This is a genomic window from Pseudomonas sp. TH43 (assembly GCF_016650635.1).
GTDB lineage: Bacteria > Pseudomonadota > Gammaproteobacteria > Pseudomonadales > Pseudomonadaceae > Aquipseudomonas.
The window spans coordinates 97,272-116,762 of sequence record NZ_JAEKFI010000001.1; the positions used below are offsets into that span (position 1 = coordinate 97,272).

At 58.1% G+C, this 19,491-nt stretch carries 13 protein-coding genes; 7 read left to right on the forward strand and 6 right to left on the reverse strand.

The genetic code is table 11. From position 1 onward, the window contains the following. The first annotated feature begins 8 nt into the window (after window positions 1-8). From JFT81_RS00355 to JFT81_RS00365, 3 genes are all read left to right on the forward strand, one after another. On the forward strand, window positions 9-1,046 hold the full coding sequence (locus tag JFT81_RS00355) for a hypothetical protein (protein WP_201225387.1): 1,038 nt from the start codon (window positions 9-11) through the stop codon (window positions 1,044-1,046). Between the two features lie 95 nt (window positions 1,047-1,141). Then, entirely contained in the window at window positions 1,142-1,648 is a 507-nt protein-coding gene (locus tag JFT81_RS00360) for a hypothetical protein (RefSeq protein WP_201225389.1), read from the forward strand. 291 nt (window positions 1,649-1,939) lie between these two features. Then, window positions 1,940-2,305 (forward strand): hypothetical protein, encoded by a 366-nt coding sequence (locus JFT81_RS00365; RefSeq protein ID WP_201225390.1) that lies wholly within the window; start codon window positions 1,940-1,942, stop codon window positions 2,303-2,305. Between the two features lie 56 nt (window positions 2,306-2,361). On the opposite strand, the gene JFT81_RS00370 is transcribed toward JFT81_RS00365, so the two are convergent. Together JFT81_RS00370 and JFT81_RS00375 are read right to left on the reverse strand one after the other, a co-directional pair. Continuing rightward, the gene (locus JFT81_RS00370) at window positions 2,362-2,676 is read right to left on the reverse strand and encodes an SCP2 sterol-binding domain-containing protein (protein WP_103302367.1); all 315 of its coding nucleotides are present in this window, start codon (window positions 2,674-2,676) and stop codon (window positions 2,362-2,364) included. Window positions 2,677-2,740: 64 nt separating this feature from the next. Further along, window positions 2,741-3,451, reverse strand: a complete 711-nt coding sequence (locus JFT81_RS00375; RefSeq protein WP_201225392.1) for a histidine phosphatase family protein — start codon at window positions 3,449-3,451, stop codon at window positions 2,741-2,743. Between the two features lie 204 nt (window positions 3,452-3,655). On the opposite strand from JFT81_RS00375, the gene sohB reads away from it, so the two are divergent. Next, the gene (sohB, locus tag JFT81_RS00380) at window positions 3,656-4,687 is read left to right on the forward strand and encodes a protease SohB (protein ID WP_201225394.1); all 1,032 of its coding nucleotides are present in this window, start codon (window positions 3,656-3,658) and stop codon (window positions 4,685-4,687) included. A gap of 67 nt (window positions 4,688-4,754) precedes the next feature. Here the strand turns inward: sohB and JFT81_RS00385 are convergent, their stop codons facing one another. Further along, the gene (locus JFT81_RS00385; RefSeq protein ID WP_008080464.1) at window positions 4,755-5,249 is read right to left on the reverse strand and encodes a DUF934 domain-containing protein; all 495 of its coding nucleotides are present in this window, start codon (window positions 5,247-5,249) and stop codon (window positions 4,755-4,757) included. Beyond that, a complete protein-coding gene (locus JFT81_RS00390) occupies window positions 5,233-6,891 on the reverse strand; it encodes a nitrite/sulfite reductase (RefSeq protein ID WP_201225395.1) in 1,659 nt (552 codons plus the stop codon). Before JFT81_RS00390 ends, JFT81_RS00385 begins: the two co-directional genes overlap by 17 nt. Window positions 6,892-7,415: 524 nt before the next feature. On the opposite strand from JFT81_RS00390, the gene JFT81_RS00395 reads away from it, so the two are divergent. Next, window positions 7,416-8,489 carry an ABC transporter substrate-binding protein gene (locus JFT81_RS00395; protein ID WP_201225397.1) on the forward strand — a complete coding sequence of 358 codons (1,074 nt, stop codon included), beginning with the start codon at window positions 7,416-7,418 and terminating at the stop codon, window positions 8,487-8,489. 6 nt (window positions 8,490-8,495) lie between these two features. On the opposite strand, the gene JFT81_RS00400 is transcribed toward JFT81_RS00395, so the two are convergent. Next, a complete protein-coding gene (locus JFT81_RS00400; RefSeq protein ID WP_016983294.1) occupies window positions 8,496-8,714 on the reverse strand; it encodes a DUF2970 domain-containing protein in 219 nt (72 codons plus the stop codon). 295 nt (window positions 8,715-9,009) lie between these two features. Between JFT81_RS00400 and JFT81_RS00405 the strand changes: the two genes are divergently transcribed. Next, complete coding sequence (locus JFT81_RS00405) at window positions 9,010-11,490, forward strand: DUF6543 domain-containing protein (RefSeq protein ID WP_201225399.1); 2,481 nt, start codon at window positions 9,010-9,012, stop codon at window positions 11,488-11,490. Between the two features lie 172 nt (window positions 11,491-11,662). After that, a complete protein-coding gene (locus JFT81_RS00410) occupies window positions 11,663-15,607 on the forward strand; it encodes an NEL-type E3 ubiquitin ligase domain-containing protein (RefSeq protein ID WP_201225401.1) in 3,945 nt (1,314 codons plus the stop codon). 54 nt (window positions 15,608-15,661) lie between these two features. Here the strand turns inward: JFT81_RS00410 and metH are convergent, their stop codons facing one another. Further along, the gene (gene metH / locus JFT81_RS00415; protein WP_201225410.1) at window positions 15,662-19,372 is read right to left on the reverse strand and encodes a methionine synthase; all 3,711 of its coding nucleotides are present in this window, start codon (window positions 19,370-19,372) and stop codon (window positions 15,662-15,664) included. Between the last annotated feature and the right edge of the window lie 119 nt (window positions 19,373-19,491).

Genomic DNA, 19,491 nt, shown 5'->3' on the forward strand with positions numbered 1-19,491 from the left:
GGTTCATCGTGGCGACACCGGACAAGAAACAGGGCGAAACGAGCGATCAACACGCGACGACGCAGGTGAAGGGCTCGCTGGCGCAGGACTATGTGACTGTCGTGGGGGCATCCTACATGTCGCTGTACGAGAAGGTTCGCGGCCAGAAAGGCAACAAGATGCGCTTTATCAATCAGGGCATCCGTCAACTCACCAAGTACCCGGCAGGCACTCCGACCTTTTCTGTCCAGCGAGTGTTTCTGGTGTTCAAGAATGATTACCCGGACAACTTGCTGGCGGCTTTGAAAGACGTCGTGGAGAACCAACACGGTGCGCAGTATCGAGAGATGGATTCCATTTCCGGTGTTGTCGACTTCATTGCCACCCGGCAACGTCGGGGCCGGGAAATCAAACAACTGGATTTTTTCTCCCACGGCGTAGTGGGCAGTATCGAACTGGGCTATGAACTGGATAAAAACGACAGTTATCGGCTGCGTGATGCGCAGGCTCAGATGTTCAAGCCCGAGGCATTCGCTTACGGTGCGAAAATTTACTCGTATGCCTGCCGTACCGGTTTGGGTATCAACGCCGATTTCAAAGTGAATGAAGGCGAAGACCCCCATTTCGAACGCAGTCTGGCGCAGATTCTAGCCAACTCGACTAAGACCACCGTTTGGGCGTTTCCACGACGCAGCAACTACGACACCACCTACGGCACCTCGGCCGAGCGCGAGTCCGTGCCGGGGATCCGTAAGCAGGCGAGTAGTGATGCCCAGGCAATGGAGGCATACACAGGTCAGAAGATTGCCTATCAGCGAAAATTGGCAGCGCATCGCAAGCAGGCGAATGACCCCGCTGCTCAAATTCCTGGAGAACAGGCGCCGCAGGCACCCAAACCCACGCTCACCGAAGAACAGCGTAACTTGATGGCGCACGACGACAGTCGAGCGTTGTATGAAAAGAAGGTCGGGTTCCCTCTGGATGCTTTAGGCGCACATCGTGATGTTCGTTCAGGTGATACGCCTGATGGTGTTCCTAAACAACTCTGTGCCTATAAACCCCTATGAAAATAAGGGCGTTAACGGCTAAGCAGCTCCTATCGTGCGTGCTGCTGGCCGTCGTCAGTGTTGCAACACTCTTTATTTACGCCAAGGAAGAACACATGTCCGCCAAAGTGATGATGTATTACGGCGCCTGGAGTCCCGAAGAAGTGCGCTTTGACGCCACTCGGTGGTTCAGTTCCGGAATGTACCGCCCTCGCTTGGAGGGGACGCCGGCGCAGGCGAGTCCGTTGACCATGCTGCGTGATAAGCCGGAAAGCTTGCAGGCCATTGCAAACGACGTTCTTTTGACCAAGGTTCTGGTCGCGATCGAACAAAAATATCCGAAGGTCGATACGGAAGATCTCGTCCTGAATACCCCGGATTTGCGTCGTCAAATCCGCTATGCCTACAGCGCATTCTCTGAGCCGGACAAACCCGTGGATTCCTATTGGCTGTTTGTAACCCTCCAGAACGATACTTACGTCGTCACACTGGATTGGGACGTCACCGCCAAGCAGTTGCTGACCGGAGCCATGGCCTCGCACCTGGTGAAAGGGAGTGATGAAGAGGTCGCGTACCTGCAAGTACAAAACGATCTTGCAAAAGCGGCTGCCGCAAAGCGTTGATTTGCAGGGTTTGAAAAACTCCGCAGTCGAAATTCAAATATCGAACGAAAGTCGTCGACGCAGATGTTCGCGGGTCATCGAGTGAAAAGTCATTTTTTCAGGATCAGGGGCGTTCAAGCGCTCATGTTGCTTGCTGTCATTCTTCTCTTGAGTTTTTATTTCTGCTCTTCAAGAGTTGATATGTATTACGGCGACTGGAGTCCGGAAGAAAACCGTTTTGATGCCTCCAAGTGGTTTCGTAACGGTATGTACCGTAGTGATGTTGTCGATGGAAAAAAAAGCGCTGTAACCATGCTTCGTAACAGACCATTGCCTTTCAAACCAAGCGACAACGATGAGTTGGTAGCCGGCGCCATTGTTGCCCTCGAGGCGGCGGATCCGCCGGTCAATGGCGACTTGCTTGGCAAGGAATGGCCGATGCTGGTTCCACGCATCCGCTATCGCTACAGCGCCTTCGAAGCGCCGGATCAGCCACGGGATTATTACAACATTTACCTGAAGTACCAGGGTGAGCGGTATGTCATCACCTTCGCCCGTGATGCGCAAACCGGCGAAATCATCCCCGGTGGCAGCGTCCAGTTAATGTACCCCGACAGTCAGACCCAGATCGCCGATCGGCAGGTCTTCAAGGAGCTGGACGCTGACGGCATCCAGTGACCCTGAAACGACAAATCCCGCCAATGGCGGGATTTGTTTGTAAGCGAACGGCAGTCTTACGAAGGGAACAGCTCGGACAGTTTCATCGCCAGCATCATGTCGCCTTCAGCGCGCAGTTTGCCGCCCATGAACGCCTGCATGCCGTCGGTCGAACCGTCGACGATGCCTTCCAGGGTTTCGCCGTCCATCACCAGCGTGACCTGGGCGTCCGGGTTCTCGCCTTCTTGCAGCTCGCAGGTGCTGTCCTTGACGATCAGCGAGAAGTTCTTGGTCTCGTCGATGCGGAAACCGAAGACCAGGTCCAGGCCGGCAGCGGCGGCTGGGTTGAACTTGGCTTTCATTGCTTGTACGGCATCAGCTACGGAGGTCATGGTTCGATCCTTTCTTGGGTAATGAGAGCTGGGTGATTACAGCCAGGGTCACAGTTATCCGGACTCAGCGGAAAGTGATGAGTTCCGGGGCCTTCAGCAGTTGCAAATGAGCGTGACTGTTGAAGGTAGCCAAAGCCACCTCGCGACCGCGGAACTTCAGCTGGTTGAGCGAGGTGTTGACGATTTGCCAATTCAATTCAAAAGCCTGTTTGGCAGGCATTTGTGTAATGAGGTGGAGCAGGGCAGTGATGGTGCCACCGGAGGTGAACACGGCGATTTTCTGATTCTTTTCAGCCTGTTCGAGGATTCGATGCAAACCGCCTTGAACCCGTTCGACGAAGCCCAGCCAGCTTTCCAGCCCCGGTGTGTCGTAAGTGCCGGCCAGCCAGCGTTCGATGATCAAGGCGAAAATACGCTGGAATTCGCCACGGTTTTGCGCAGCGTTGCGCAAAATCTCGAGGGCTTCCGGTTCGTCGTCCAGCATGGGCGGGAGCAGGGCGCGGATGACCGCGTCGGCATCGAACTCATTGAACGCGGAATCGGTTTCCAGGTTCGGCACCGCAACGCCTTTGGCACTGAATTGCTCCAGCGCGCTGGTGGCTGTGTGTTGCTGGCGACGCAGGTCACCGGCGATGCAGCGATCAAAGCTGATCCCCAGCTCAGCGAGGTGCTGTCCGAGTATTTCTGCCTGGCGCACACCGATCGGCGACAGGACGTCATAGTCGTCTGCACCAAAGGAGGCCTGGCCATGTCGAATCAGATAGATGCTGCCCACGTCCGCGTCATCCCGGTACGTTGAAGGTTTGGCGAGGTTATGAGGATGACGGAGAGCTGTCAATGAAAAAACATACGCTTGTTTGAAATGCCCGTTACAGGCGTGTTGCCAGAGGTTTCACGGCTGGCCGCCGAGCCGGCGCATGGGTATGCTGGAACCATCCCGCGTGTGCTTCACATCCACGCATTGTTTTAAGGAGCCTCTGTGGAGTTTTTTACCGAATACGCCAGCTTCCTGGCCAAGACCGTGACCCTGGTGATCGCCATTCTGGTGGTGCTTGCCAGTTTTGCCGCATTGCGCAGCAAGGGCCGGCGCAAATCGGCCGGTCAGTTGCAGGTCAGCAAGCTCAATGATTTTTATAAAGGCTTGCGCGAGCGTCTCGAGCAAACCCTGCTCGACAAGGATCAGCTCAAGGCCCTGCGCAAAGGCCAGGCCAAGTCCGAAAAAAGCGAGAAGAAGCAGAAGAACAAGCCCGAAGCGAAAGCACGGGTGTTCGTGCTGGATTTCGACGGCGACATCAAGGCCTCGGCCACCGAGAGCCTGCGCCATGAAATTACCGCGTTACTGACCCTCGCCACACCGAAGGACGAAGTGGTACTGCGTCTGGAAAGCGGTGGCGGCATGGTCCACAGCTACGGCCTGGCGTCCTCGCAACTGGCACGCATCCGTGAAGCCGGTGTGCCTCTGACCGTGTGCATCGACAAGGTCGCTGCCAGCGGCGGCTACATGATGGCGTGCATTGGGCAGAAGATCATCAGCGCGCCGTTCGCGATTCTCGGCTCCATCGGTGTGGTCGCCCAGTTGCCCAACGTCAACCGCTTGCTGAAGAAGCACGACATCGATTTCGAAGTGCTGACTGCCGGCGAATACAAACGCACACTGACCGTGTTTGGCGAGAACACCGAGAAGGGCCGCGAGAAGTTCCAGGAAGACCTGGACATTACCCATCAGTTGTTCAAGAACTTCGTTGCCCGTTATCGCCCGCAACTGGCGATCGATGAAGTCGCCACCGGTGAAGTCTGGCTCGGTGTCGCCGCGCTCGACAAACAACTGGTAGACGAACTGAAGACCAGCGACGAATACCTGGCCGACCGCGCGAAGAAATTCGAGGTTTATCACCTGCATTACGCCGAGCGCAAAAGCCTGCAGGAGCGCATCGGCATGGCCGCCAGCGGTTCGGTCGACCGCGTACTGTTGAGCTGGTGGAGCCGTCTGACCCAACAGCGCTTCTGGTAAATCAGTCAGCCATAAAAAACGCCGGTCAATGACCGGCGTTTTTTTTGTCCGCGATAAAACCGTGTGGTCAGCGCCGACGGAACAGCGGCAGCGGCTCGTCAGTGGCGGCCTGATAGGTCACCGAGAAATCCTTGAGACCTTCAAGGGCTTCGTACGGATCTTTATCCGGGCGCACGGCAAAAGCGTCGAACCCGCAGCGGTGCATGTAGAACAACTGATCGCGCAGCACGTCGCCAATCGCTCGCAGTTCGCCTTTGAAACCGTAACGGTCACGCAGCAGACGGGCATTGGAGTAGTTACGGCCGTCAGTGAACGCCGGGAAGTTCAGGGCAATCACCTGGAACTCCGCGACGTCTTCTCCGATTTCTTCGGCTTCTTCGTCGGCGTCCAGCCATACACCCAGACCGCCGTCGCGAGCTTTGAGCATGCGGCTGTGTTCGCGCCACAGTTGCAATGGAACGATCAAATCGTCGCAGTTGCTGATCTCGTCGATGTTGAAGTCCTTTGGCAGCAGGTGCCAGGTTTCGTCGACGACTTCGTTGTTCTTAATGATTCGCTGCATAGACGCGTTCCTTGAAGAGGTCGATGCCAATACGCTGATAGGTGTCGATGAAGCGCTCGTCTTCAGTACGTTGTTCGACGTACACGTCGATCAGCTTCGAGATCACGTCAGGCATGACTTCCTGAGCGAAGGAGGGGCCGAGAATCTTGCCCAAGCTCGCATCACGGCTGGCGCTGCCGCCGAGGGACACCTGGTAGAACTCTTCACCTTTCTTGTCCACCCCGAGAATACCGATGTGGCCGACGTGGTGGTGACCACAGGCGTTCATGCACCCGGAGATGTTCAGGTCCAGCTCGCCGATGTCGAACAGGTAGTCGAGGTCGTCGAAACGGCGCTGGATCGATTCGGCGATCGGGATCGACTTGGCGTTGGCCAGCGAGCAGAAATCGCCGCCAGGGCAGCAGATGATGTCAGTCAGCAGACCAATGTTCGGCGTAGCGAAACCACCTTCACGCAGTTCGCCCCACAGGGCGAACAACTGGCTTTGCTCGACGTCGGCAAGAATGATGTTCTGCTCGTGAGAAGTACGCAGTTGACCGAAGCTGTAGCGGTCGGCCAGATCGGCGACGGCATCGAGTTGCTTGTCGGTGATGTCGCCCGGCGCAACGCCGGTCGGTTTCAGCGACAGGGTCACGGCAACATAGCCCGGCTTTTTGTGGGCCAGGGTATTGCGGGTACGCCAGCGAGCAAAACCCGCGTGCTCTTTGTCCAGATCGGCCAGTTGGGCGGTCTGGTTGTCCAGCGCCTTGTAGTCCGGATCGACGAAGTGCTTGGCCACACGCTGCAATTCGGCCTCGGTCAATGTGGTCTGGCCACCGCGCAGGTGCTCCATTTCCGCATCGACTTTCTGCGCGAACACTTCAGGCGTGAGGGCTTTGACGAGGATTTTGATCCGCGCCTTGTATTTGTTGTCACGACGGCCATAGCGGTTGTACACGCGCAGGATGGCGTCGAGGTAGCTCAACAGATCCTGCCATGGCAGGAATTCGTTGATGAACGCACCGACCACCGGCGTACGGCCGAGGCCACCGCCGACCAACACACGGAAACCCAGTTCGCCAGCGGCGTTGTGTACCGGTTCCAGACCAATGTCGTGGACTTCAATGGCCGCACGGTCAGCGGTCGATCCGTTGACGGCGATTTTGAATTTACGCGGCAGGTAGGCGAATTCCGGGTGGAACGTAGTCCACTGACGGACGATCTCGCACCATGGGCGCGGGTCGATCACCTCGTCGGCAGCGACACCGGCGAACTGGTCGGTGGTGACGTTGCGCAGGCAGTTGCCGCTGGTCTGGATCGCGTGCATTTGCACGGTGGCCAGTTCAGCGAGGATGTCCGGGATGTCTTCCACCGCCGGCCAGTTGAACTGCACGTTCTGCCGCGTACTGATGTGGGCGTAGCCCTTGTCGTAGTCGCGGGCAATCTTGGCCATCATGCGCATCTGGCGCGACGTCAGTTGGCCGTAAGGCACCGCCACACGCAACATCGGCGCAAAGCGCTGGATGTAGAGGCCATTTTGCAGGCGCAGGGGGCGGAATTCTTCTTCGCTCAGCTCACCTGCCAGATAGCGTCGGGTCTGATCACGGAACTGCTTGACGCGGTCCTCGATGATCCGCTGATCGTACTCGTCGTATACGTACATATAAGTCCTGTTCTCAGGCTTGGGCCATTCGGAGTAGCACTGCGTTTTCGCTTGCTGGAGTCCGATTGTGCCTCTGCAATTCTGCGCGCACGGCCGCGCTCTCCCTAACGGAGCCGGGGCAATATACCCGTTTGCAGTTATGCGCAAAAGTGATGTTTGAGTATATGTAAAGAACCAAAACGCCTAACGAGAACGACTGTCAGCTAATCCACATTTGTCGTGCGGACAATCATCGTCTTAACTGTGGTCGAGTCTTTCTGCAATCACCGATAAAACCGACAAGAGGCGATGCAATGAGCAATCCGACCAAGGCAAGAAAAAGCGACAGTAGCGTCGATGCGTGGGCCATTTTGTTCCTGATAATTCTGGTAGTGGGGACAGCGGTATTCTGGGTCAGTCATCAGTAAACGACCCATCCGGGCCCGTTTCCGATGGATTGTCGGACAAAAGCGGGATCAAGCGTCATTAGCCGCTGATTCGATGGCTATAATGCGCGGCCATTTTTCCTCGGGCCCGGATGACTCATGTTGAAGATTTTCCACCTTGGCCTGCTGCTGTTCGGCGTGGCTTTCGGGTCCGCTGCGCGGGCCGAATCGGTGCTGTTCCTCAATCCGGGTTCGACCCAGGAAGCGTTTTGGGTCAGTTATTCGCAATTCATGCAAGCAGCAGCCCGGGACCTGGGTATCGATCTGAAAATCCTCTACTCGCAGCGCCAGCCGGAATTGACGCTGGCTCAGGCACGCCTGGCATTGCAGGGGCCGAATCGGCCGCAGTACCTGATTTTCGTCAACGAACAATACGTTGCACCGCAAATTCTGCGCCTGGCCCAGAACAGCGGGGTAAAGCTGTTTATGGTCAACGCTGCGCTGACCGTTGATCAGCAGGCCCTGGTTGGCGAACGTCGAGACCTGATCGGCAGTCTGGTGCCGAACGACGAGGAGGGCGGGTACTTGATGATGAAGGAACTGATTCGTCTGCACCCGCCGCTGGAAAACGGCGAGCAGATTGAAATGCTCGCGTTCTCGGGGCTCAAGGTCACGCCATCGGCGCAGTTGCGCGAGCACGGCATGCAGCGCGCCCTGAGCGAACATCCAGAGGTGCGACTGCGACAATTGGTTTACAGCGGCTGGACGCAAGACCGCGCCTATGAACAGGCGAAGCAACTGTTCGGCCGCTATCCAAAGGTGTCCCTGGTGTGGTCGGCCAACGATGAAATGGCGTTTGGCGCAATCCGCGCATACGCCGAGACGGGCAAGGTCCCGGGTAAAGATGCGTTGTTCAGTGCGGTAAACACATCCCCGGCGGCATTGCAGGCTTTGCTTGACGGACGCCTCAGCGCGCTGGTTGGCGGGCACTTTACGCTGGGGGGCTGGGCTTTGGTCGAGTTGCATGACGATCAGCAAGGCGTCGACTTGAAGCACTACGGTGGGCGCGATCGCATGCTGCCGTTGCTGCAATTGGTCGACAAACCCCATGCACAGCAAATGCTTGCCTTGGGCAAGTCGCCGAATTATGGCGTGAGCTTTCGCAAGCTGTCGGCCAAGGGCCGTCCAGCGACGTATCGCTATCCGTTCACCCTGCAAACGCTGATGCGCTGAAACCCGTCAGACACCGGCGAAGTGCAGCACCAGTTTGACAATCGCAAACAGCGTCAGCGCGAACACCGCCGTGAACAGAATGCCCAGCATCACGAAATGGCTGGGCTTGCCATGGGTGAAATCCCTTGCCCGGTTCTTGCCGCTTTGAACCCCGAACGCCGCCGCCATGACGCTGTGCAGCATCTGCCAGAAGGTCGGCGGTTTGTTGTCGACTGGATCGTCCATAAATCCCTCGTCATCACGGTGTAAAAACCAAGCATAGCCAATTCGACTGGCTGGGGCGTTTTTCCGGGCAGGTATATATATGTACCGCCATTGATCGTGCTCGCGATGTTTGACTGACGCTTCATACAAAGTCGTCAGGTAACGCCACATGAGTGAAACCACATCGTCAAGGGAGGGCGGGCTGCACCAGCCTTTCGTCAAACAAAAGCTGCAACACCGTCTACGGCATTTCACCGCCGCGAATATCAAGCAACTGGGCAGGGCCAGAATACCGGGAGGTTTGGCTGAGGACGCCATGCCTGACTGGTTCGCGGCGCTGACCGCCGTGCAACGACAGATAGTCCGCGACAGCCAGCAACGCAGTCGCACGTCCAGCCAGACGCTGGCGAAAACCCTCAAAGGGCTCAAAAGTGTCGCCGAGTTCGCGCAGCCTTTGCTTGAGGGGGCTTTGCACAAAAGGTTCGGCATCAAAGTCGATACGCTAAACACCTGGCTGTACCACGTGCCTTTCAGCAACGTGCTGCTCACCGATCAGAACCTGCTGCAACTGGCACTGCGCAACTTTGAAGACGATCAAGTATTCGCGCCAACGCAACTGATCGCCGAGCAGGGTGAAGCGGCGCCTCAAGGGGAGGGGAGTGAGGGGCTTTACGGTTGGTATTACCCCTCATTCGGTCCATCGAAGTGCTACAGGATCAAAAAACTGGCGATCCAGCCGGCTGACTTTGCGCGGTTGTGTCGCGAACTGGATATCGGCAAACAATATCAGGAGCATTTAGCGACGATCTTCGATGATGGCGAGAGCGCCTCGGACGTAAAGTCGCAGACGATCGAGGCGTCGAAGGACAGCCTGCGCACACACGCACACGTTGCGCGGCTCACGTCGCTGCTCACGCCAACCGGTTATCTGGCGGTGCTCGGCGTGCTGAATGGCGAGCAGTCGCCAAAACTGGACGGCGAGGCGGTGACGTTCAGCCAGTTGCATGTGCTCGGTGTGCCTGTCAGCGAGATGTTTGTCATTGGTGGAAGCCGGCGCAAGCGAAAAAAAGTCGACCTGAGTTGGTCCAATCCGGGCACCAACCTGCTGGACGTGGCGACTTACACAGACTCACGGATCATCGTGTGCATGCCGGGTGACCCGGTAGCGGCGATCAAGGAGTACGCCTCGCTGGCGGCGTTTGAACAAGATCTTGCGTTGCGCCTGCGTGATGTCGCCTATCAGCGTTCATTTTTGCGACTCATCCCTCATGGTGATGCCGGCAGGTTCCTCGGCACGCTGCAGACTGCCTTGGAGACGCGCGAATGGGATTCCCACGCAGCGCATCGTGAACAGACCCTCACCGGGCACATTGACGGAATTTACCGTCGGGTTTATCGCGAAGAGCCGACGCTGAATCTCGCCGAAGGCTTTTTCGATGGCGACCTGTTCGATGAGTTGTATACCCGGCATGAAACGCGCCTGAAGGAGTCGGCCGCGCAATTGGCGGTGCCAACGGCCACGGTTGACCACGACGCCTGGAAGGCGCGACTTGAGCACTACGCCGAGTGGGGACTGAACATACTCAACGTGGCAGCATTCTTCATTCCAGGGCTGGGTGAGGTGATGATGGCGGTGATGGCCGTTCAACTGACCCTGGATGTCTACCACGGTGCCGAGGCCTGGAGTGTCGGCGACACGGATCAAGCCTGGGGTTATCTCGGCTCGGTAGCGGCTAACCTGGCCTTCGTGGCGGTTCTCGGCGCTGCGGCCGGCAAAGCGCCGAAAATACTCTCCGCGCCGATTGTCGACGGCATGGTCAGGATCAAGCTGCCGTTTGGTGACGAGCAATTGTGGCGACCAAGCCTGGCGCCCTATAAGAGTAATGTAGTTTTGCCCGCGGGACTCAAGCCCAACAGCTTGGGCCAATATGAAGTGGCGGGCAGCACTTACATTCGCCTCGAAGACAATGTCTACGAAAAAACCTTCGATCAGGCCCTCGGCAAGTGGCGCCTGAAACACCCGAACGATCCGCAGGCTTATCAGCCCGTCCTGCAATCGAATGAGCAGGGCGCCTGGCGTCACACCTTCGAACGCCCCTTGGCGTGGGATCGCCAGACACTGCTTCGTCGTCTGGGGCACGTCACTGATGAGCTGGACAGCGCGACGCTGGAGCACATTGCGCGGATCAGCGGCGTCGATGACAACGCGCTGCGCAAAATCCATGTCGATCTGCAGCCTGTGCCTTCGGTTCTGTCGGACACCTTGCGTCAGTTCCGGTACGACCGTTGGCTCAACGAGGTGAATGCGCGAGCCGGTCGCGGTGAGCCTGTTGCGGCATCGGACTTTCTGGATGCTGTTGGCGGCACTCACGTCTCAGGGCCGCAAGCCGCCGGTTTCGAGCCACTGCACAAGGCGTTCCCCAGTCTGTCGACTGACGCGCTAAATGAAGTATTGAGCAGCGCCACGGTTCGCGAGCGCCTGTCTATCCAGCAAACGGCCAAGCTGCCAGCCAGCCTGTTGCTCAAGGCCCGCACCCGCGCCCGATTGGCGCGTTTGAACACAGCGCTGGCCGGTATGCACCTGCAAAGTCTGGCGTCCCTCGACAGCCAGCGCCTGGCGCTACGGGCGTTGGAAAAACTGCCTGGCTGGCCGCAACGGTTGCGCCTGGAACTGCGTCAGCACCATTACACCGGCAAAGTTCTGGCGAGCGTCGGCAGCGAGTCGGGCCGAGGAGATCAAATACCTGGTCACCGACGGCCATCAACATCATCAAACTCATCAGTTCCAGGCCTTTGACCAATACGGCAACCCGTTGAACAGTGTGCCCCGCGAGGGTGACAATTTTTACGCGTCGATCATGCATGCCCTGCCGGATGACGCGCGCGTGCAGCTGGGTGTGCCGAATGTAGGGCAAAGCCCGGCGTTGCAAGAAGCCCTTTGCACCTACGCCCGAACCCATCGAGAGTCAATGTTCGAAACGCTGCTGCCAACCGTTGCCGGCCGGCGGTTCAAGGCACCTCAGCGTTTGGCCGACGGTCGCGTGGGTTATCCGTTGAGCGGCCGTGGCACTGGCGCGATGGTCAATCCTTCACTGATCTGCCGAGTGCAAGACCTCTATCCCGAATTTTCCGATGAGATGGCCGAAAGGATGGTCAGCAACCTGCTGCTTGATGGCAGCACTGAAACGCAAATCGCGCATTTATTGAGCCTGCGCGCCCTGGAATACGAAACCCTTGCCACGCAACTGGAGCAATGGAGCCGCAGCGGTGGCGAGCCTGCGGCCCGACGACAAGCGGTGCAAACGATCAAAGAGGCCTGGCGCTCTGGCGGGCTGGCCGATGTCTCGGAAGGCGTTCACCTGGACTTGGGCAACGCCGGAGTTCTACCCGAATTAACCGCACGCTTTCGTAACGTCAGCAGCCTGCGCTTGAGTGTTCAGAGTTTGCTCAGTCAGTCCAGCGAAGCGTTTGTGCGGCAGTTCCCCAACGTCCATACGCTTGAGCTTTACGTGTGGGACACCTTGGAACGCACCCAATTGGTCGAAAAACTCAGTGAGTTGACCGCTGTGCGTGGCTTGTTACTGGGCGGCAATCTCGGTCAGGAGTTCAGTGCGACCGCCCAGATGCTGGTCAATGTCATGCCGCAACTCGAGACCATGACGCTGCGCGGGATCAGTACGCAACTGGATGTCAGTCGGTTGCCCAATCTGCGCACGTTGAATCTGGCCGGTAATCTTCAGGCCTGGCCTGAAGGCGCGTTGCAGCTACCCAATCTTGAGAAGATCAATTTCAGCAGCACCGAACTTGCGACGCTACCGGCCGAACTGTTCTCGGGACACGAGAACCTGTGGCGCGGTCTGGACCTGAACTGGGCACGCCTGGAGCCTGAACAGTTTGTCAAAGCGTATGAATATGTGCGCGACAACCCTGCCCATCTGCTGGATGTCGACACAATGCTTGATCGCTACAGTCAGGGTGCGCTGCAAGTCGCAATCAATTGCGACAGCGAACTGGCCGTTACAGCGCTGCGGCAACTGAAGGCCGAAGGGCTGTCCGGGCGGGCGCTACTCGATCACGTCAATGGCGTGCGTCATGAGCAACAGGCTTTGTCCCGGCAGATGATGGTATGGCAGGAACATTCGGCGACGGTCAATGGCCGCCCAGTCGATGCGCGAGGGCGAGAAACCGCTGCCAGGCTTATTCGTGAATGCTGGAGGAGCGGGTTGCTCCGCCGTTACGGCAAAACCGGGGAGCTGCCGATCAGTGCAGATCTTGCCCCCGGTTCATCGATCTCACAGCCGTTGCCCGTGATTGAGCTCGACAGCGCAGCGACGCTTGATTTATCCGGGACGGCCCTGGGTAATCTGCCGGATTTGTCGGTGCTGCAATCCAGCGGTTTCGCTCACGTTCAAACGCTGAAAATGGCCGACGTCATGGCCCCGGTGGACAACCTCGGGCAATTCCTGCAGCACTTCAGCGAGTTGCGTTCGCTCGACCTTCGCTCCAATCAGCTGTTCGACTTGCCATCTACTCTGGGCGGGCTGACGAAACTGAAAGAACTGAGCCTGCCGCGCAATTACCTGACGATAACTGTAGGTGCTCAGGAGCGCCTGAACAGGTTGACGGCCCTGGAGTTCCTCGACTTGCGTTACAACCGCATCGAAACGCTGGATATCAGCTCGTTGCGTGCCTTGAAGCGCCTTCGTTTGGGCTACACGGCCATTTCCAGCTGGCCTCGAGGCGCGCTGGACGTGCCGGCGCTGGTTCAATTGGAATTGAACAACAGTGCCGTCGCCACGATTCCCCAAGCCATATTCAATGGCCACGGACATCTTTGGGTTGATATGAGCGGCTGTCTGCTGACCGCCGAGGCCCGTTACGACCTGCTGGCGAACAGTCCCTCTGTCGCGCCCATGGGCATTTCCCGAGCCGATCTCAGAGACGGCATCAACATTGGCGGCCCGGCCTATTTTCCGCCGCTGGCCAGCCTGCACCCCGAGCTGTTGTTGCCGTTGCGTACGGAGACGGCGGAGCAACTGGCACGCTTCACGCCAAAAGCACGTTTGCAGAGGCTTGATCCTGATCTGCTCGACGTCGAGGCATTGCGGGCCGTCGATGATCTGACGTTGAGTACGGGCGGGGCGGGAGCGCTGTTCGCGCAGATCGATGAATGGGACAAGCAGTTTCAGGCACTGACTGAAACCCTCAATGAATGGATCACCCAGCCACCCTTCCAGTTACGGGAGCTGAGTGTGCCGCTCTGGGTCAGCGTCATGGAACGTCGCAAAGCGGCTGACCAGATTCTCAGTTGTTGGCGGCATAATTTGCGCGGTGCGGCGGTGGCCGATGGCTCTGCCAGTCATACCCTCGATATGTCCGAAAATCCTTTAGGCAGCTTGCCAACGTTGACCGGTGACTTCTCCCATGTCGGCACGTTAAAGCTGAACAAGGTGTTTATCTACGAAACCGGGGCTGATGGTTTCATGCGTTCGTTCGAAGGCATTCACACCCTGGAGCTCGATGGCAATTTCCTGACAGCCTTGCCCGAGCCCGTTACCACGCTGACGCATCTCACGCGACTGTCGGCATCCTCTAATCAGCTGAGTTGGACGCCGCAACTTCAGCGCCAGATCGCTGCATTGGGTCAGTTGCAGTCCCTCGACTTATCGCACAACTGGCTGGAGGTGCTGGATGTCAGTTCGCTCACACAGCTACACACGCTCGACGTGCGCAGCAATCGTCTGGTCGACTGGCCGGCCGGGGTTTTGCGCCTGCCGGCGCTGACCTCGCTGAACCTGCGCGACAACATGCTTGAGTCGATTCCCCAGGCGTTGCTGACAGAACCCTACCGCGAGTTGCGTTTGGGTACCAATGTGACTAGCAACGACAACCTGGACGGTGCGGCCCTGCTGATGTTGCGCAATGAAGTGACTGAGGGCGAGTCGATCATGGGCTGGTCGACAGAGGAACTTGATGAAGTGTTGGATGGTTTTGACACCGATAGTGCTTTCGACGGCGACACTTCGGATATCAGCGACGAGGATGTGGATATTGAGCACGTAACCGGTCCAGAAGCACGGCAACGCTGGATTGATGAGGCGGCCAGCGACGCTGACGAGATGACACGGATCTGGAGCAATCTTGAGCAGGCGCCGAACAACGCGGCTTTTTTCAACTTGCTCGACCGAATGGAGGGCACGAAAGACTTCAAATTGGGACGAGCCGATCTGACGCGACGCGTGCATCGGGTACTGACAGCGGCTGCCAGTGATGCCGAATTGCGCGACACGGTATTTGTCATGGCGCAATCGGCGCAGACGTGTGGCGACGGCCGCATTCTGTTGTTCAGCGACATTGAAGTGAAGGTCTTCGAGTTCGATACGGTCAAATCGACGCCAGCCAACCAACAAGACAGCGTGTTGTTCAAACTGGGCAGGAAGCTGTTTCGTCTGGGGCGGATCGAGAAAATCGCCAACCGCGATGTGCAGCAACGTCAGGCGCAGGGCGGTCGGCCGGATCCGGCGGAAGTGCGACTGGCTTATCGGATTGGTCTTGGCGACAGGCTGGAACTGCCGGGGCAGCCGAAAGACATGCTGTACAGCGGCAACGTCAGCGCCGCCAGCCTGGACGCGGCCTATGCCGAAGTGATTGGCGCCGAGCAGTCGGCCGAGTTCAAGGAAGATCTGGTCACGCGCAAGTACTGGACCGATCAGCTGAAGCGTAAATATGCAGCGCGATTGGCGGCACTCAAGGACAAACAGGCGCAGATACAAAGCGAGCTGGAAGACCGCCATACAGCGATAACCGAGGCATATCTGGCAGAGGTCGTAGCGCTGGAGGTGACGTTCAAAACGCAGGAAACCGCGTTATTGCTCGAATTGACGGAGGTTGAGCGACAGCAGTTCAGCCAATAACTGGCTGACGCCTACCTCGATAGCCAAACGGTCTACCGAGGTAGGTTCAAAGGATCAGTTGTCGTAACCCAGGTTCGGCGCGAGCCAGCGCTCGGTCACGCTCAATTCCTGACCTTTACGCGAGGTGTAGCTGGCGACCTGATCCTTGTCGATCTTGCCCACGGCGAAGTACTGCGCCTGCGGATGCGCAAAATACCAGCCGCTGACCGCGGCGGCCGGGAACATCGCGTAGTGCTCGGTGAGGAACACACCGCTGCGGCCGGCGCGCATTTCTTCCGCTTCAGGATCAAGGAGGGCGAACAGCGCCGCTTTCTCGGTGTGATCCGGGCACGCCGGGTAACCCGGAGCAGGGCGGATGCCGCTGTATTGCTCTTTGATCAGCGCCTCGTTGTCGAGGGTCTCGTCCTTGGCATATCCCCAGTGTTCTTTACGTACCTGCTGGTGCAGCCATTCGGCACAGGCTTCGGCCAAGCGGTCGGCCAGGGCTTTGACCATGATCGAGTTGTAGTCGTCGCCAGCGTCCTGATAGGCCTTGGCAACTTCTTCGGCGCCGATGCCGGCGGTGGTGATGAAACCACCGACGTAGTCGGTGACTTCACTGTCTTTCGGCGCGACGAAATCGGCCAGCGAAAAGTTCGGTTTGCCGTCGGTCTTGATGATCTGCTGGCGCAGGTGATGCAGCTTGGCCAATGGCTGGCCATCATCGCCGTACAGCTCGATGTCGTCGTCATGTACTTGATTGGCCGGCCAGAAACCGAACACGGCGCGGGCGCTGATCAACTTCTCGTCGATCAGTTTGGCGAGCATTTCCTGCGCATCCTTGTACAGCGAGGTGGCGGCTTCACCGACCACTTCGTCTTCGAGGATGCGCGGGAATTTGCCGGCCAGGTCCCAGGAAATAAAGAACGGCGTCCAGTCGATGTATTCGGCCAAGACCTTGAGGTCGATGTTGTCGAGGACCTTGCTGCCGGTGAAAGTCGGTTTGACTGGCGCGTAAGTCGCCCAGTCGAACTGTGGTTTCTTGGCGATGGCCGCTGCGTAGCTCAACCGTTCGGTACGCGCGCTGCGGTTGGCGGTGCGCTCACGCACGTCGACGTATTCCAGTCGGGTTTTCTCGACGAAACCGGCCTTCAACTCTTTCGACAGCAACTGGGTTGCCACGCCGACCGCACGCGAGGCGTCGGTCACGTAGACCACCGCGTCGTTGCTGTACTTCGGTTCGATCTTCACGGCGGTGTGCGCTTTGGAGGTGGTCGCGCCTCCGATCATCAACGGCAGGTGGAAATCCTGACGCTGCATTTCACGGGCGACGTGAACCATTTCATCCAGCGAAGGCGTGATCAGGCCAGACAGGCCGATGATGTCGCACTTCTGCTCTTTGGCCACTTGCAGGATTTTCTCTGCCGGCACCATCACGCCGAGGTCGACGATGTCGTAGCCGTTGCAGCCCAGCACCACGCCAACGATGTTCTTGCCGATGTCGTGTACGTCACCTTTCACCGTGGCCATGAGGATCTTGCCCTTGGCTTCCGGCTTGTCGCCTTTTTCCAGTTCGATGAACGGGATCAAGTGCGCCACGGCCTGCTTCATCACACGGGCGGATTTCACCACCTGTGGCAGGAACATTTTGCCGGCGCCGAACAGGTCGCCAACGATGTTCATGCCGGACATCAGCGGGCCTTCGATCACTTCGATCGGGCGGGCGAAGGACTGACGCGATTCTTCGGTGTCTTCAACGATGTGTGTGGTGATGCCTTTGACCAGCGCATGCTCCAGACGCTTGTTGACCCCCCAGCTGCGCCACTCTTCGGTCTCGGCTTCCTTGACGCTGCCGTCGCCCTTGTACTTGTCGGCGATGGCGAGGAGGGCGTCGGTGCCGTTTGGCGTGCGGTTGAGCACCACGTCTTCGACGGCGTCGCGCAGTTCGACCGGGATCTGGTCGTAGATCTCCAGCTGACCGGCGTTGACGATGCCCATGGTCAGGCCCGCACGGATCGCATACAGCAGGAACACCGAGTGGATCGCTTCACGCACCGGGTTGTTGCCACGGAACGAGAACGACACGTTGGATACGCCGCCGGAGGTCAGCGCGTACGGCAGTTCATCGCGGATGTAGGCGCAGGCATTGATGAAGTCCACAGCGTAGTTGTTGTGTTCTTCGATGCCGGTGGCGACGGCGAAGATGTTCGGGTCGAAAATAATGTCTTCCGGCGGGAAGCCGACTTCGTTGACCAGAATGTCGTAGGAGCGTTTGCAGATTTCTTTCTTGCGCGCTTCGGTGTCGGCCTGGCCGGCTTCGTCGAACGCCATCACCACCACCGCAGCACCATAGCGCTTGCACAGTTTGGCGTGATGGATGAACTGCTCGACGCCTTCTTTCATGCTGATCGAGTTGACGATGCCCTTGCCCTGAATGCACTTGAGGCCGGCTTCGATGACTTCCCATTTCGACGAGTCAATCATGATCGGTACACGGGAGATATCCGGCTCACCGGCGATCAGATTGAGGAAGGTCACCATGGCCTTCTTCGAATCGAGCATCCCTTCATCCATGTTGATGTCAATCACCTGCGCACCGGCCTCGACCTGTTGCAGGGCGACTTCCAGCGCTTCGGTGTAGTTGTCTTCACGGATCAGACGGGCGAACTTGGCGGAACCGGTGATGTTGGTGCGCTCGCCGACGTTGACGAACAGCGAGCTGCGATCGATGGTGAATGGTTCCAGGCCCGACAGGCGGCACGCCTTGGGAATGTCCGGAATCTGACGCGGCGCGTAACCGGCGACGGCTTTGGCGATGGCCTCGATGTGGCCCGGCGTGGTGCCGCAGCAGCCGCCGACGATGTTCAAGAAACCGCTCTGGGCGAATTCTTCGATGACCTTGGCGGTTTCCGATGGCAGTTCGTCGTACTCGCCGAATTCGTTCGGCAGGCCGGCATTCGGGTGCGCGGAAACGTGGGTGCTGGCCTTGTTCGACAGCTCTTCCAGGTACGGACGCAATTCACTGGCGCCGAGCGCGCAGTTGAGGCCGACCGAAATTGGCTTGGCGTGCGCCACCGAGTTCCAGAACGCTTCGGTGGTCTGGCCCGACAAGGTACGGCCGGAGGCGTCGGTGATGGTCCCGGAAATCATGATCGGCAGTTCGATGTGCAGCTCTTCGAACACACCTTGCACGGCAAAAATGGCCGCTTTGGCATTGAGGGTGTCGAAGATGGTTTCGATCAGGATCAGGTCGGCGCCGCCCTCGATCAGGCCTTTGGTGGCTTCGGTGTAGTTCTCCACCAGCTCATCAAAGGTGACGTTGCGATAGCCCGGGTTGTTGACGTCTGGCGACAGCGAGCACGTGCGGCTGGTCGGGCCGAGCACGCCGGCAACAAAGCGCGGCTTGTCCGGGTTCTCGGCGGTCTTGGCGTCAGCCACCTTGCGCGCCAGGCGTGCGCCTTCTACGTTTAACTCGTAGGCCAGCTCTTCCATGCCGTAGTCGGCCATGGAAATGCGTGTGGCGTTGAAGGTGTTGGTTTCGAGGATGTCGGCACCGGCATCCAGGTAGGCTTTCTCGATACCGCCAATCACGTCCGGACGGGTGATCACCAACAGGTCGTTGTTGCCCTTGACGTCACTCGGCCAGTCCGCGAAGCGTTTGCCGCGATAATCCTGCTCTTCGAGCTTGTAGCTCTGGATCATCGTGCCCATGCCGCCGTCGAGTATCAGGATGCGCTCTTTGAGGGCTTGCTTGAGAGCTTGAAGACGGACGCTGCGATCGGACATTTGGACTACTCGGAAAGACCATTACGAAGGAGCGGGATCATAACAAACCTGTGCGGTTTTAGAGCATGTGGAGGTTTTGCATGAATATCGTTCATGTTGGTACGAGCGTCATACTGTAG